Here is a 13,825-nt window from a genome sequence, read left to right on the forward strand (position 1 = left end):
GACACCCCCAGCAACTGGGATGTCTTCGCCTTCGCGGTTGCGGAAAGGCAGCGGCCCCCGGCTCCAGCAGGAACCGGGGGCCGCCGAAACGCCTATCAGCCGACGAGTGCGCGCACCCGGCGCAGCACCTCGTCCTTGCCCAGCGTGCGGGCGACAGCGTGCAGGTCGGGGCTACGCGTAGACCCGGTCAGCGCCACCCGGATCAGCTGCGCCGCTTCCTTGATCGAGCCGGGGTAAGCGTCCGGGTTCTTCTTGAACTCCTTGGGGTTCGGCGCGAACCCGTGCTTGCCGGCGAGCTCGCGGATCTGCCCGAACCACTCCTGCCCGTCCTCCAGGTCCGCGTAGCCGTCCGCGAAGTCCGCGGCGAACGCGGAGATCAGCTCGGGCGACAGGCCACCCAGCTGCGAGTCGGTGCGGTCGGACACCAACGTGAACAGCGACGGGAAGAAGAAGCCGTAGGCCGTGCGGAAGTCGGACCACTTGCGGAGGTCCTTGCGCGGGTTCGCGACCTCGGGGCCGCGCTCGACCTGCAGTGCCGCCAGGGCCTCGGCGCGCGACTCCGACAGGACGGTGACCAGCTCCGGGTCGTAGGTGGCAGCCCAGTCCGAGATCCGGGAAATGATCTCCTCACCGGACAGCGTCGCCACGTAGTCGGCGCAGATGTCGTCGAGCTTCACCAGGTCGACCAGAGGCCCGGCGACACCGCACTCGGCCAAGGAGATAGGAGCCGCGAGAGCCTCAGCCAGGGGAAGCTCGGCCAGGCGGGCGTTCACCAGGCCGCGCATGTAGTACTGGACGGCCTCGGCCGGGAAGCCCGCCTCGATGAAGAACTCGACGGACGCCTCGGGGTCCTTGCGCTTCGAGAGCTTGCGGCGGGAACCGCCCTGCTGCTTCATCAGCGGCGCGATGTGGGCGTACTCGACGCGCTCGAAGCCCAGGGCGTCGAACAGCTGCAGGTGGGTCGGGACGGAGGAGATCCACTCCTCGCCGCGGATCACCAGGTTCACGCGCATCAGGTGGTCGTCGACGGCGTGCGCGAAGTGGTACGTGGGGAGGCGCGGTGACTGGTCGGACGCCTTGAGGATCACCACGTCGTTGCGGTTCGCGTCGTGCTCCAACGGGCCGCGGATGGCGTCGACGAACGACGTGCGCTCCCCCGCCTTGCCCGGCGAGCGGAAGCGGACGACGTACGGACGGCCCTCGTCCAACGCGGCCTGAACGTCTTCGGCCGTCTTGTCGCGCCAGATCGCCCAGCGGCCGTAGTAGCCGGTGGGGAGCTTGGTGGCCTGCTGACGCGCGGTGATGTCCGCCAGCTCTTCCTTCGTCGCGAAGCACAGGTACGCGGCGCCGGAACGCAGCAGCTCGCGCACGTACGTCAGGTAGATCTGCTCGCGCTGCGACTGGTGGTACGGGCCGTAAGAACCAACGGAGTCGGCCTCATCGGGCTCGATCCCGAAGTACTTGAACGCCGCGTTGAACTGGTCGACCGCACCGGCGACCTCGCGGGCCTGGTCGGTGTCCTCGACGCGCACGATGTACGAGCCGCCCGAGTGGGAGGCGATGTCGCGGTCGATCATGCCGACGTACAGGCCGCCGATGTGCAGGAAACCGGTGGGCGACGGGCCCAGGCGGGTGACCTTCGCGGCGGAACCGAGCTGTCGAGGCGGGTACTGCTCCTCCCAGAAGGACGGCTCGGGCAGGTCCGAGGGGAACAGGGCGTCGACGACGGCACGGTCGAGCATCGCTGAGGGTCTCCAAAACCGGGGAAAGAAGTCCTCCCAGGTTATCAACGTGCACCGACGGGGAACGCCACTGGGCATGAAGGCAGTCACTTGGCACGGCAAACGCGACGTCCGGGTCGACAACGTGCCCGACCCGGCGCTCAAGGAACCCGAGGACGTCATCGTCAAGATCACGTCCAGCGGCATCTGCGGGTCGGACCTGCACCTTTACGAGGTGCTCGGACCGTTCCTGACCGAGGGCGACATCCTGGGGCACGAACCGATGGGTGTCATCGAGGAGGTGGGCGCGCACGTCACCGAGCTCAAACCCGGCGATCGGGTGGTGATCCCGTTCAACGTCTCGTGCAACACGTGCGTGATGTGCACGCAGGGCCTGCAAAGTCAATGCGAGACCACGCAGGTGCGTGAACACAACTCGGGCGCCGCGCTCTTCGGTTACACCAAGCTCTACGGCCAGGTTCCCGGCGGACAGGCCGAGTACCTGAGGGTCCCGTTCGGCAACTCGCTGCCGATCAAGGTCCCGGAGGGCCCGGCGGACGACAGGTTCGTCTACCTGTCCGACGTCCTGCCCACCGCCTGGCAGGCCGTCGAGTACGCGAACGTCCAGCCGGGATCCACCCTCGCCGTCATCGGCCTCGGCCCGATCGGTGACATGGCCTGCCGCGTCGCGCAACACAAGAACGTCCGGGTCATCGGCATCGACCTGGTCCCGGAGCGACTCGCCCGCGTCAGGGCACGCGGCGTCGAGACGATCGACCTCCGGGGCGCCGGCAAGCACCTCACCGAGGTCGTCAGGGACCTCACCGACGGACGAGGCCCGGACGCCGTGATCGACGCGGTCGGCATGGAGGCCCACGGCGCGCCCGCGGCCAGGATCGCCCAGCAGCTCACCGGGCTGCTGCCGGACCAGGTCGCGCAGAAGTTCATGAAGGAGGCCGGCATCGACCGGCTGAAAGCCCTCTACAGCGCGATCGACATGGTCCGCAGGGGCGGCACGATCTCGATCGTCGGCGTCTACGGCGGCATGACGGACCCGATGCCGATGCTGACCATGTTCGACAAGCAGATCCAGCTCAGGATGGGCCAGGCCAACGTGTGGCGCTGGGTCCCGGAGATCCTCCCGCTGCTCACGGACGACGATCCGCTGGGCGTGGACGACTTCGCCACGCACCGCCTGCCGCTCGAAGACGCGCCCAGGGCGTACGAGACGTTCCAGAAGAAGAACGACGGCATGGTCAAAGTGCTGCTCAAACCTTGATCGGCATATCCTGCCCCGCATGGCCAAGTACCTGGACGTCCACCCGGTCAACCCGCAGAAGCGCGCCATCGACCAGGCCGTGCGGATCCTGCAGGAGGACGGCCTGATCGCGTACCCGACCGACTCCTGCTACGCGCTCGGCTGCCGCCTGGGCAACAAGGACGGCATCGACCGCATCCGGGAGATCCGCAAGCTCGACGACAAGCACCACTTCACGCTGATGTGCGAGAACTTCGCGCAGCTCGGCCAGTTCGTGGTGGTCGACAACGCGGTGTTCCGCGCGATCAAGGCCTCCACGCCGGGCAACTACACGTTCATCCTGCCCGCGACCAAAGAGGTGCCGCGCCGCATGATGCACGCGAAGAAGAAGACGGTGGGCGCGCGCATCCCGGACCACGTCGTGACGCAGGCGCTGCTCGAAGCGATGGGCGAGCCGCTGCTGACGTCCACGCTGCTGCTGCCCGACGAGGCCGAGCCCCTGGTGCAGGGCTGGGAGATCAAGGAACGGCTCGACCACGTGGTGGACGCGGTGATCGACTCCGGCGAGTGCGGCACCACGCCCACCACGGTGGTGGACTTCTCCAGCGGCGAAGCCGAGATCATCCGCTACGGCGCGGGCGACGCGACTCGCTTCGAGTGACGGTCAGGACCGCCGGAACCAGAACTGGTTGGGAAGGCGGCTGTCGCACGTCTCCAGCCTGACGTTGACGAGTCCCACGCGGGCGAGGCACTTGCCGGTGCGGTGGGTGCGGATGGTCAGCCGCGAGGCCGAGCCGCTCACGACCCAGACCTGCGACGGGGACCCGTTGCAGGTCGCGAGACCCACCCGGTCGCCCTCCTCCCAGGCGCACTTGTTGCTCTGGTTGCTCACCAGCTGGGTCTGGCGGCCGAACGACCCCACCCACCGGAAGTTCTGGAACGCGCCGCCGTTGCACCCGGTGTGGTAGACGTCGCCTTCCCGGTGGCCCACGTAGCCGTCCAGGCAGTTGCTCGTGCCCGAGCCCTGGAACTTCCAGGTCACGGCTGCCGAAGCGGGCTGGGCGACACCCACCGCGGCGACGACCGCCAGTGAGGCGGCTCCAAGAACGCTGAACATCTTCATCGGAGGACTCCCCTCTCGCGCACCACAGCTACGACCGCCGGAGCCACTGCTGGTAGACGTTGCTGGAATCGCAGGTCCTGAGCCGGACGTTGGTCGTGCCCACCCGCTGGAGGCACAGGCCGCTGATCTGGTTGCGGATGCTCAGGCGCGACGACGAACCGCTGATCACCCAGACCTGCGCCGGTGACCCGTTGCAGGCGACGAGGCCCGCGGTGTCGCCTTCCCGCACCGCGCACAGGTTGCTCTGGTTGCTCACCAGCTGGGTCTGGCTGCCGAACGACCCCGACCACCGGAAGTTCTGGAACGCGCCGCCGTTGCACCCGGTGTGGTAGATGTCGCCGGAGGCGTGGGTCGCGTAACCGTCGAGACAGTTGCTCTGGTTCACGGCCTGGAACTTCCAGGTCACAGCCGCCGAAGCGGGCTGGGCGACACCCACCGCGGCGACGACGGCCAGCGCGGCGGCTCCAAGAACGCGGAACAGTTTCATCGGATTTCTCCCCCTCACGCGAGAGCCCACGCGGAGCCCTGGACGGAACAGCCCTGCATGATCACGCGGCTCGGAGTGCTGCCCAGGGCCTGAGCGACGCACAGGTTGCCCTGCCTGATGATCAGGCTGCCCGTGTTGCCCCGGACCTCCCACAGCTGCAGGGAGGCGGAGCTGCACGGCTCCAGGTTCAGCCGGTTCGCGCCGGCGGCCTTCTGGACGCAGTGGCCGGCCACGCCCTGGCTGCGGAGCCGGGTCGTGCCGGTGAAGGAGCCGGACCAGTCGAACTTCTGGAACGCGCCGGAGTTGCAGCCGGTCACGTAGACCTCGCCGTCCGCGTGCCCGTTGTAGCCGTCCAGGCAGACGCTCGGCGACACACCCCAGAACCTGTTGACGGCCGCCGAAGCCGGTGACGCGGCGACCATCAGCAGTCCGGCCGCGGCCACCACGGTCAGGACCGCGGACCCGATCTTGCGAAACATCATCATCCCCTCTCGGTCGCGGCAACCCTGCCCGAGAGGCCTTGCGGCGTTTCTGCAATCCGCAGGTCAGAGCGGTGGCGACCCCGCGAGGACCGGGCCCGGTTCGAACAACGCGGTCGCGCCGCCGATGTGGATCACCCTAGGGTGACCGCATGCGCGTGCAGGGCCCTCATGACCCACTGCCGGGAGGCCGTCCGCGGCGGATCGCGGTCACCGGTCCTCCTGGCGCCGGCAAGACGACTCTCGCGCGCGACCTCAGCGACCGGATGGGGTTGCCGTTCGTCGAGTTCGAGTCCTTCTACCACGCTCCGGAGTGGACGGTCCGGCCCACGTGGCAGGAGGACGTCCTTCGGTACCTCGAACGTCCCGAGTGGGCGATCGAGTGGCAGGGCGAGGAGGTGCGCGAGCAGATGACCTCCCGGCTCCACGTCCTGGTGTGGCTCGACCACCCGCGCCTGTTCGCCGTGGCCCGCACGATCGCCCGCACGGTCAAGCGCCGTTTCGGCCGGGGAACCCCGATCGCGGGCGGGAACGTCGAGGGGCCGCTGCGGACGTTCTTCACCGACCCCGGCCACATCGTGAAGGTGTCGTGGCAACGCCACCCGGTGATGCGCGCCAGAGTCCTCAGGGTCGTCGCCGAGGACCGGCATCCCGGTCTGGTGATCGTCCGCCTGCGCGGCCAGCGGCAGGTCGACGCGTGGCTGCGCGGTCCGTTCTCCCGGAGCCTCGCAGCGGCGAGGCCGTGAGTGCGGCGGCAGCTCGAGCCACCGCCGCACCCCAGCGAACTAGGACACGACCAACGCGTAGTCAGCGTCGGTGGCCGCCGTCTCGCGGTGACCGTCCACGTTGACCGACGTCGCGAGCACCTCGACCGTCCAGGTGCCCGCCGCCGGGGCCTGGACGAACACGTTCTCCACCGTGTCGACGGTGTTCGCGGCACCACCGGCGGTGGACCAGTTGCCGCCCATCAGACCGTTGTTGCCCCAATACACAGTGCCGTTGGGCGCGGTGACCTTCAGCGTCAGGTCGTTCACGAGCGCCTTGGCCGCCGTCGGCGAACCGGCCGGGTCGGTGTAGGCCAACGTCGCACGCAACGGCGTCTGGCCGTTCGACGTCACCGTGTACTTGCGCGACTGACCGGTGGTGACCAGGTCGGTCTCGTTCACCAGCACCGGCAGCTTCCAGCCTCCGGCCTTCGCGCGGTCGTACAGGTTGCGGACGGACGCCGTGCCCCAGCCCTGGTGCGTGCGGGTCTGGTCGTGCGCGGTGCCGGAGAACGCGTGCTGGTCAGCGGTGTTGATCAGCAGCGCCTTCGCGGTCGCCGCGTGCGGGCGGGACGCGAACACGTCGCGCTTCTTGCCGGGAGCGCCGTCGAACACGCCGTCGGCCCACATCTGGAACAGCAGACCGGCGTTGCCGCAGGTGATCGGCGTGGCGCCGGACGTGCCGCCGAACGACGGCGTGTATGCCGTGTCGCTGGTGGACGTGGTGGTGTCGATGCCGTCGTAGAAGTTCGACAGCTCCGGCTTGATGCGGCCGTCGGCGGCGGGGCCGATCGACGCACCGCGGTTCCACTTGTCGTCCGCGCGGTCGGCGGTGTTGTAGTGGTAGTGGCCGCCGACCGACAGCACGTTCTTCGCCCACGCCTGCGGGCGCGAGCTGCGGGTGCCGGCGTTGCTCTGCGACTGGCAGATCAACAGGTCGTGGTCGAACACGATCCGGTCCATCTGCTGCGAGATCGCCGTGTAGGACGTGGTGAGCGAGTCACCCCAGCTGTTGCTCTGGAACACGGCCTTGTACTGACCCGCCGGGTCGACGAGCTGCTTGGTGTGCGCGTAGCGGTCGCCGGAGTTGTAGACGGCGAAGATGCCCTGTCCTTCGGGCAGCAGACCGCGGTGCGCGGCCGAGACACCGGACGCGAAGATCTGCCCGTACGTCGCGGTGCCGTGCGAGGTGCTCGACGAGTTCCCGGTGTGCATCACCGGCGGACGCGCGCGGAACTCCTGGTGCGTGGTGCGCAGGCCGCCGTCCATGACCTCACCGCGCACGCCCTGGCCGCGGTAGCCGCCGGCGGTCTCGATGTAGTTGGCACCGGACGAGTGACGCGAGATCGCCATGTCCGTCTCCGGCGCCGACACCGGGTCGACGGCGAGCACGGCGGGCAGCTTCGCGAGCTGCGCGACCTGACCGGCGTCCAGCGAGGCCAGGATGTGCTCACGGCTCTCGGACACCACGTTCACGTTGCCGCCCAAGGACTTCACCTTGTCGGCGACCTTCTGCTGGTCGCGCGTGTCCTGCTCGACCAGCGTGATCAGGTAGTTCGAGGTGCCACCGAGCGCGGCGACCTGCGGACGAGCCTCGAACGGGCGCAGCCCGCTCACGTAGCTCAACCGGGAGACGCGCGCGGTGTTCGTCATGCGCGCGACGTAGGTGCCGTCCTGGACGAACGCACCGAGCCGCACGCCGAGGCCCTTGAGCTGGTGGCGCTGGGCGTCGGACAGGGTGGTGCGGAACTGCAGCAGGTAAGCGCTCTCCACTGGTGCAGCGACGGCAGGAACGCCGCTGATCAGGGCGAACGCGGAGATGGCTGAGATTATTGTGCGCAGCACGAATCCAACCTCCACATCGGCAGGGATGGCGATGACCGGAGGGAGTCACCGCCCGTGACCAGCACGTTACCGTCAATCAGCAGGTCAGGACATCAGTCGATCGGCGGTGATCATCTTGACGACTGGTGTAGAACAATCCCTTTGGCCGCCGATATTCACATTCACCCGGATGGTGCATCCAGAGTAACGTCGGACCAGGTAAGCCCGACATGCCCGGCAAAGCATTTCCGCGCGGAGGACGGATGCCTGTCTCACCTGAGCAGCTGATGGAAGAACTGCGCACGTTGTGCCGCGGGCGCGGTGTGCAGACTCCCGGAATCGACTTGCACGTCGGACCGGCGCTGCGCGAGGTGTGCGGCATCGTGGAGGCGGACGGCGCGGAAGCGGTGAGAACGAAACTGCGGGACTGGGTGACGAACGCGGTGCGCGGTTTCCCGGCGGAAGCCCGCAACGCCGTTCTGGCCCCGCTCGGACTGCACGAGGAGGCGCAGTTCCGGTTCCTCAACGAACGCATCGAGTGGCTCGCGAAGGCGCAGGACCGCGGCGCACGCACGGTGCGCAGGCGAATGGAGGCCGGGCTGCAGCGGCTGGTGGAGGTCGCGCTGCAGCCGGCCCGCGCGGCGACACCGCCTCTCGCGCCCTCGGAACGCTGGCACGTGAAGGAGTTCGACGCGCTGTTGAAGCTGGACGGCCCGACGCCCGCGTGCACCGAGCGCCGGACCGTCGTGGCCGACACCGACGGCGTCAACGAGATCGCGTGGTCCATCACGATCCCCGCCCCGACGCCCGATGGCGCTCCCGGCGACATCGACATCGAGGTGTTGCACGGGGTGGAGCTCATCGGCCACGAACGGCCGTCCCCGCGGCGTTTCCTCATGAAGCTGCGCTTGCCCCGACCCCTCAACACAGGGCAAACGCACCAGTTCGCACTTGAGGTGAGGGTGCCGCGAGGTCAATCGATGCGCCCGACCTACGTGTTCTGGCCGGAGCGCTTGTGCGAGTCGTTCCGGTTGCGCGTCCGCTTCGACCGGGACGACCTGCCCGAATCGGTGTGGCGCGTCGAGGAGGCCCTCGCGCGCGACACCGATGACCTGACGCCGTGGCCGAACAGGCTGCCACTGGACGAGATCGGTGAGATCGACGTGTCCTTCTCACACCCTCGTCAGGGCCGCGGTTACGGCGTGCAGTGGGCACCACGAGCGATCAGATCAGATGCAGAAATGCGGTTCCACGGCTGACACCTCCCTCTCGTTGGATCGGGAGAACCGCAGTCCGAAGTCGGGTCAGATCACCGAAATAGTGAAGAAGCTGCCCACCACGAATCCCAGAAAAAGGCAGATCGCGGCGACCTTCACAACGGTGGCGAGTGAGCAGATCATTCTCATCGAGAAATTCACCTTCTCATTCTGACTGGCTTTCGGGCTGAAGTTCTCGCCGATGCACCAAGAGTGGCTTCACGCCAGTCGAATGAGAACGGGTTTCCTGTTTCCTGCGAAATCAGGAAACCCTCCGAGCTATTTCTGGTTCGCGCGGCGCAGGGCCATCACGAGCAATGCGTGCGAACTGCCGGCATGGGGAAGCATGCCCTGACGGACCAGGTCGAGCGCGTGGCAGAACGGCATGGTCCGCACGCGCAGATCGGACTCTCCGGGCCCCAGCGACGGCTCGCCCTGCGTCAGACCGGTGGCCAGGAAGATGTGGTCGACGTGGTTGCTCAGGCTGTCCGCGCCGTGGATCTGCCCGAGCCGTTCCCACTTCTCGGCCCGCAGGCCGGTCTCCTCGGCGAGCTCCCGACGTGCGGCGGCCTCGGGCCCCGCGTCGGTGTCGTCCACCGCCCCGCCGGGCAGCCGCCACTCGGTGCCGCCGTGCGTGTAGATCCACTGCCGGGTCAGCACGACCTGGTCGTCGTCCTGGATCGCCAGCACCGTCACCGAACCCGGTGCCACCACGTGGGTGTAGGTGCTGTGTCCGCCGTCCGGCCGAACGACGTCATCTGCCCGGACCTCGAACCACGGGGAACGGTGCACCACGCTGGTCGCCAAGCGCTGCCAGACCATCACCACACCAGCCGCCTCGTCGGAGCACGTCGTTGCCATGACTCACATGGAACCATCGACGACCACTTCAGATAGCCCCAGTTGATCGCCAAACTCCGGCCAATTCGTTGACATTCGGTATCCGGGAGTTTGAAGCGATCCACACTACCGAAGAGGGGGTGTAGCCGTTGTCGCCCACGTTCGCACAGGAGGTCCGCCGCCTGCGCACGGAGCGCGGGCTTTCACTCAACCAGATGACCACGCGCGTCCCCTACAGCAAGGGCCACCTGAGCAAGATCGAGAACGGCCAGGCCCGCCCCACACCGGAAATGGCCCGCCTCTTCGACAAGGCACTGCAGGCCGAGGGCCGCCTCATCGCCCTCGCCGACGCTCCGCTGAGTCCCATCCCCACGGACGACACGGTCCTGCTCATCTACGACTCGATGTTCGACCACCACCGCAAGCTCGGCCACCGCTACAGCCCGTCCTCGGTCCTGGCCGGCCTGCGCCCCCAGGTGAACATCCTCAGCGACATGGCCCGTTCCGCCGCCGATCCCGGCCTGAGCCGCGGACTCTGGCTGCTGGCCGCCAAGTACGCCGAGTACGCGGGCTGGATGGAACAGGAACGCGGCGACGACGCCTCGGCCGCCGAACTGACCAAGCGCGCCGTCCAGTACGCCGCGAAAGGCGGCGACCAGGAGCTGGAGGCTTACGCCCTGGTCCGCGCCGCCGAGTTCGCCCTCTACCGCGGCGACGCCCGCGCCACCGTCGACTTCGCCCGCCGTGCGGCGAAGTCCCGCTCCACCGCCGTGCAAGCCGTTGCCGCCCAACGGGAAGCCCAGGGCTATGCCCTCGCCGGCGCCGCCGTGCTCTGCCAAACGGCCCTGGACCGAGCCTCCGAGCTCCAGGAGTCGGTTCACGAATCCCGTTACGGCACAACAAGTCTCGTCGACCAGGTGGCGATCGCCCGCGCCTGGTCGTTCCACGACCTGGGCCGCCACGCGGAAGCCGCCGCGATCCTCGACACGCAGCTTCCCCTGATCGCCCCGACAGCCCTGCGCGCCCGCACCCGCTTCGGCCTGCGCCGTGCCCTGGCGCACGCCGAAGCGGGCGACGTGGACCACGCCTGCGAACTGGTGATCGGCCTGCTGGACGACATCCGCCAGGTGCAGTCCGCAACCGTGCACATCGACCTGACCGCGTTCAGCCGCTTGCTCTCCCGCCTGCGCCCGGCGGCGGGCCGCGAGGTGGCACGGGAGATCAGCGACATCCTGTTCGCGGTCTAGACGGCGGTCCTCCGGCTCTCCTGCTCCAAGGCCTCGGCCATCTCGGCCCACACCTCGGCACATCCCCGAGCCATGTCCGCGACGAGCTCACGGCAGTGCGACGGCACCCCGTCCACCACCGCGGCCCATTCCCCGGACGAGACCGCGTGGGCCTCGAGCCACCGCAACAACAACCGGCCGTGCTCGTTGAACCGCAGCGACGGATCGCGGCGCAGGATCGGCAACGTGACGCCAGGCTCCCGGACCTCGGTCCGCACCACGGGGACCTCTGCCCGTTCAGCCACCTGCATCCGCTCGGGCACGGGATCCAGCCCGGCGCTCAACCGCTGCCGGACGTCCCGGACGGTCCCCGGCGACACCCCGGCCGCACGAGCGATGTCCCGCAACGACGCATCCGGCCGAGCCAGGATCATCTGCCCGGCCAACCGGCGGCCGGCGGCGGAGTTGACCGGCCGGACCTTCCCGTCGCGCCCGACCCGGTGGGCGGAACGCCCGCCCACAGCCCGCCGCAACACGCCGACGGACTTCGCCGCCAGCCCGGTGGCCGCCGCGATCGCCCGGTCCGACCACTGCGGATGCGACCGCAGCAGCCGCCGGGCCGCGGCCTCCCGATCAGCGGTCGGCAGCGTCGCGAGGTTCAACGACACCGACTGGACGAACACGTCCTCTGCCGGACCGTCGATGTACGACACCTCGACGGCACGACATCCGCGCAGCACCGCCGCCCGCAGGCGGTGGGTGCCGTCGACGACTTTCATCGTGCCGCGGTGCACCACGATCGGCGCGAGCTCGGCGTCCGAGGACGCCAGCGACCGGACGAACTCCTCGCTGCAGCCACCAAGGCGCGGTGAATCCGCGGGCTGCAGCACGTTGATGTCAACGAGCATGCGAAACCAAGCCCCCCAGGCTCAGTGCGTCCAGGACCCCCAGCAGACCCCGGACTACCAGGAGCGAAGACTAACTACTCGCTCTGTGGAACCGCTACTCGGTCAGCGAGATCGCCACTCGATCGCGGGGCACACGTCCATCACCATCCGCAGCCCTGCCTCGCGTGCGCGCGAAAACGCGGCGTCGTCCACCACGCCGAGCTGGAACCAGACCGCGCGCGCACCGATCGCGACGGCCTCGTCGACGAACTGGCCTGCCTCCGACGACCGGCGGAACACGTCGACCACGTCCACCTCGAACGGGATGTCGGCCAGCGTCGCGTACCCCTGCTCACCGTGCACGGTCTCGGCCGACGGGTGCACCGGCACGATCTTCTTGCCGCGCTCCTGCAGGAACCGAGCCACACCGTGGGCGGCGCGCGACGGGTTGTCCGAAAGCCCGACGATGGCCCAGACCTGGCAGTTCTCGAGGATCCACTCGACGTCTTCGCGCATGCCACCCAGCCTAATAGTGTGACCCCGGTCACAATCTGCCAAAGCTCGTCGAAAGGTGGCGCCCCTGATCGACGCCTGGGTAGAAACGCACCGGACACACCAGACATGAGGAGAACGAGATGCGGTTCATGGTCATCGTCAAGGCGTCCCCGGAGTCCGAAGAGGGCCAGATGCCCACCACCGAGGACCTCACCAAGATGGGCAACTTCAACGAGGAGCTCGTCAAGGCCGGTGTGATGCTCGCCGGCGACGGCCTCTACCCGAGCTCCAAGGGCAAGCGGGTCGCGTTCGACGCCAAGGGTGCGACGACCGTCATCGACGGCCCGTTCACCGAGACCAAGGAACTGATCGCCGGCTACTGGATCTGGGAGCTGCCGACGCTGGAGGACGCCGTCGAGTGGGTCAAGAAGGCGCCGTTCTGGGACGGCGAGGTCGAGATCCGGCAGATCCACGGCACCGAGGCGTTCGACGACGTCATGACGCCCGAGCTGCAGGAGCAGGACGACCGGCTCCGCGAGCAGATCGCCGCCCAGAACAAGTGACTGCTCAGAACAAGTGATTGCTCAGAACAAGTGAGGTAGCGGCACCTCAGGCGCTGAGTGCGCGGTCAGCGCGACGCTCAGCGTGAGCAACGCACGCGGTGAGGTCGGACGGCAGCCCGTGAGCCGTTCGACCAACCGCAGGCGGTGATCCAGCGTGCTGCGGTGGATGTCCAACCGGCGGGCCGCCGCCGCACGGTTGCCGTCCTCCGCGATGAACGCACGCAGCGCGTCCAGCAACGGCTGTTGCGCCACAACGGGCTCGATCATGCGAGTCAGTCGTTCGGCGACGTGCGGCTGACGCAGCACCGCGAAGTCCGCGAGCACGTGCCGCAGTTCGTACACACCAGGCGCACGGCCAGAGGCGATCCGCAGCACGTCCTCCGCCGTCGCACGGGCAGAAGCCAGGTCACGCCTTGGCGCCCACGCAACGCCCATCCACACGTCGGCACCGAGCCGGGCGTGCAGCTCGCGCGCCAACCCCGTGTGCTCGTCCTGAGCGCACGGCAGCAGCAGGTAGCCACCACGAACCCCGTCGAGCACGAACACGTCCGCATCCTCGCGCACCAGGTCCAGCACCTGGGCCGCACCGTCCTCAGTGGACGAATAGAACGCCACCACCGCGTACGCCAGCGCCAGCCCGTCGAACGAACCGTTGTCACGCCCGGAAAGCAGAGTTCTGGCGAGCTGCCGGCGAGTGGCCACGTCCTCCACGGGCGGAAGGTCGAACGGGCTCAGAATGTCACGCAGCACGTCGTTGAGCAGCCTGCTGTCCAGCACGGTGGTGGTCACGCGTCGCCTCCCTGAGGGCCCTACGGTGTCGCACCAGAACGGTAGGCAACTGTCGACAGTTGGCACAGACCGCTTAAGTCATCCTTAACGTTCACCTGGGGCCGTCAGAACCG

Annotated in this window: 15 protein-coding genes; 6 read left to right on the forward strand and 9 right to left on the reverse strand. The window is 68.3% G+C overall.

Annotated features, from left to right (window positions below; all coding sequences use genetic code 11):
* Positions 1-95: 95 nt before the first annotated feature.
* The gene (locus LFM09_RS47390) at positions 96-1,742 is read right to left on the reverse strand and encodes a glutamate--tRNA ligase (protein WP_414103229.1); all 1,647 of its coding nucleotides are present in this window, start codon (positions 1,740-1,742) and stop codon (positions 96-98) included.
* A 76-nt stretch (positions 1,743-1,818) separates the two neighbouring features.
* Here LFM09_RS47390 and LFM09_RS47395 point away from each other — a divergent pair, with 76 nt between their 5' ends.
* Positions 1,819-3,000: a zinc-dependent alcohol dehydrogenase gene (locus LFM09_RS47395; protein WP_414103230.1), complete on the forward strand. Its 1,182-nt coding sequence runs from the start codon at positions 1,819-1,821 to the stop codon at positions 2,998-3,000.
* Between the two features lie 19 nt (positions 3,001-3,019).
* Entirely contained in the window at positions 3,020-3,640 is a 621-nt protein-coding gene (locus LFM09_RS47400) for an L-threonylcarbamoyladenylate synthase (RefSeq protein WP_414103231.1), read from the forward strand.
* 3 nt (positions 3,641-3,643) lie between these two features.
* On the opposite strand, the gene LFM09_RS47405 is transcribed toward LFM09_RS47400, so the two are convergent.
* From LFM09_RS47405 to LFM09_RS47415, 3 genes are read right to left on the reverse strand one after another with little or no spacing between them, the layout of a single operon-like run.
* On the reverse strand, positions 3,644-4,102 hold the full coding sequence (locus LFM09_RS47405) for an RICIN domain-containing protein (protein ID WP_414103232.1): 459 nt from the start codon (positions 4,100-4,102) through the stop codon (positions 3,644-3,646).
* Between the two features lie 28 nt (positions 4,103-4,130).
* Positions 4,131-4,589 (reverse strand): RICIN domain-containing protein, encoded by a 459-nt coding sequence (locus LFM09_RS47410; protein ID WP_414103233.1) that lies wholly within the window; start codon positions 4,587-4,589, stop codon positions 4,131-4,133.
* Between the two features lie 14 nt (positions 4,590-4,603).
* Entirely contained in the window at positions 4,604-5,068 is a 465-nt protein-coding gene (locus tag LFM09_RS47415) for a ricin-type beta-trefoil lectin domain protein (protein WP_414103234.1), read from the reverse strand.
* Positions 5,069-5,220: 152 nt separating this feature from the next.
* On the opposite strand from LFM09_RS47415, the gene LFM09_RS47420 reads away from it, so the two are divergent.
* Complete coding sequence (locus LFM09_RS47420; protein ID WP_414103235.1) at positions 5,221-5,814, forward strand: AAA family ATPase; 594 nt, start codon at positions 5,221-5,223, stop codon at positions 5,812-5,814.
* A 39-nt stretch (positions 5,815-5,853) separates the two neighbouring features.
* Here LFM09_RS47420 and LFM09_RS47425 read toward each other — a convergent pair whose 3' ends face one another.
* Positions 5,854-7,677: a S8 family serine peptidase gene (locus LFM09_RS47425; RefSeq protein ID WP_414103236.1), complete on the reverse strand. Its 1,824-nt coding sequence runs from the start codon at positions 7,675-7,677 to the stop codon at positions 5,854-5,856.
* Positions 7,678-7,919: 242 nt separating this feature from the next.
* On the opposite strand from LFM09_RS47425, the gene LFM09_RS47430 reads away from it, so the two are divergent.
* The gene (locus tag LFM09_RS47430; protein WP_414103237.1) at positions 7,920-8,915 is read left to right on the forward strand and encodes a hypothetical protein; all 996 of its coding nucleotides are present in this window, start codon (positions 7,920-7,922) and stop codon (positions 8,913-8,915) included.
* A gap of 276 nt (positions 8,916-9,191) precedes the next feature.
* Here the strand turns inward: LFM09_RS47430 and LFM09_RS47435 are convergent, their stop codons facing one another.
* The gene (locus LFM09_RS47435) at positions 9,192-9,773 is read right to left on the reverse strand and encodes an NUDIX domain-containing protein (protein ID WP_414103238.1); all 582 of its coding nucleotides are present in this window, start codon (positions 9,771-9,773) and stop codon (positions 9,192-9,194) included.
* 128 nt (positions 9,774-9,901) lie between these two features.
* Here LFM09_RS47435 and LFM09_RS47440 point away from each other — a divergent pair, with 128 nt between their 5' ends.
* On the forward strand, positions 9,902-10,999 hold the full coding sequence (locus LFM09_RS47440) for a helix-turn-helix domain-containing protein (protein WP_414103239.1): 1,098 nt from the start codon (positions 9,902-9,904) through the stop codon (positions 10,997-10,999).
* Here the strand turns inward: LFM09_RS47440 and LFM09_RS47445 are convergent.
* The gene (locus LFM09_RS47445; protein WP_414103240.1) at positions 10,996-11,886 is read right to left on the reverse strand and encodes a ParB/RepB/Spo0J family partition protein; all 891 of its coding nucleotides are present in this window, start codon (positions 11,884-11,886) and stop codon (positions 10,996-10,998) included. The two genes, LFM09_RS47440 and LFM09_RS47445, sit on opposite strands and share 4 nt — an antisense overlap.
* Positions 11,887-11,988: 102 nt before the next feature.
* A complete protein-coding gene (locus LFM09_RS47450; protein ID WP_414103241.1) occupies positions 11,989-12,381 on the reverse strand; it encodes a CoA-binding protein in 393 nt (130 codons plus the stop codon).
* A 119-nt stretch (positions 12,382-12,500) separates the two neighbouring features.
* Between LFM09_RS47450 and LFM09_RS47455 the strand changes: the two genes are divergently transcribed.
* Positions 12,501-12,923, forward strand: coding sequence for a YciI family protein (locus tag LFM09_RS47455; protein ID WP_414103242.1), 423 nt, complete (start codon positions 12,501-12,503; stop codon positions 12,921-12,923).
* A gap of 21 nt (positions 12,924-12,944) precedes the next feature.
* On the opposite strand, the gene LFM09_RS47460 is transcribed toward LFM09_RS47455, so the two are convergent.
* A complete protein-coding gene (locus tag LFM09_RS47460; RefSeq protein WP_414103243.1) occupies positions 12,945-13,712 on the reverse strand; it encodes a PucR family transcriptional regulator in 768 nt (255 codons plus the stop codon).
* Between the last annotated feature and the right edge of the window lie 113 nt (positions 13,713-13,825).

Source organism: Lentzea alba, from assembly GCF_047445655.1.
In the GTDB taxonomy this organism is placed as follows: domain Bacteria; phylum Actinomycetota; class Actinomycetes; order Mycobacteriales; family Pseudonocardiaceae; genus Lentzea; species Lentzea alba_A.

What these genes read in the sequence shown, in the direction of transcription:
- LFM09_RS47390 (WP_414103229.1), bottom strand. Translation starts at nt 1,742, where the DNA reads ATGCTCGACCGTGCCGTCGTCGACGCCCTGTTCCCCTCGGACCTGCCC.
- LFM09_RS47395 (WP_414103230.1), top strand. Translation starts at nt 1,819, where the DNA reads ATGAAGGCAGTCACTTGGCACGGCAAACGCGACGTCCGGGTCGACAAC.
- LFM09_RS47400 (WP_414103231.1), top strand. Translation starts at nt 3,020, where the DNA reads ATGGCCAAGTACCTGGACGTCCACCCGGTCAACCCGCAGAAGCGCGCC.
- LFM09_RS47405 (WP_414103232.1), bottom strand. Translation starts at nt 4,102, where the DNA reads ATGAAGATGTTCAGCGTTCTTGGAGCCGCCTCACTGGCGGTCGTCGCC.
- LFM09_RS47410 (WP_414103233.1), bottom strand. Translation starts at nt 4,589, where the DNA reads ATGAAACTGTTCCGCGTTCTTGGAGCCGCCGCGCTGGCCGTCGTCGCC.
- LFM09_RS47415 (WP_414103234.1), bottom strand. Translation starts at nt 5,068, where the DNA reads ATGTTTCGCAAGATCGGGTCCGCGGTCCTGACCGTGGTGGCCGCGGCC.
- LFM09_RS47420 (WP_414103235.1), top strand. Translation starts at nt 5,221, where the DNA reads ATGCGCGTGCAGGGCCCTCATGACCCACTGCCGGGAGGCCGTCCGCGG.
- LFM09_RS47430 (WP_414103237.1), top strand. Translation starts at nt 7,920, where the DNA reads ATGCCTGTCTCACCTGAGCAGCTGATGGAAGAACTGCGCACGTTGTGC.
- LFM09_RS47435 (WP_414103238.1), bottom strand. Translation starts at nt 9,773, where the DNA reads ATGGCAACGACGTGCTCCGACGAGGCGGCTGGTGTGGTGATGGTCTGG.
- LFM09_RS47445 (WP_414103240.1), bottom strand. Translation starts at nt 11,886, where the DNA reads ATGCTCGTTGACATCAACGTGCTGCAGCCCGCGGATTCACCGCGCCTT.
- LFM09_RS47450 (WP_414103241.1), bottom strand. Translation starts at nt 12,381, where the DNA reads ATGCGCGAAGACGTCGAGTGGATCCTCGAGAACTGCCAGGTCTGGGCC.
- LFM09_RS47455 (WP_414103242.1), top strand. Translation starts at nt 12,501, where the DNA reads ATGCGGTTCATGGTCATCGTCAAGGCGTCCCCGGAGTCCGAAGAGGGC.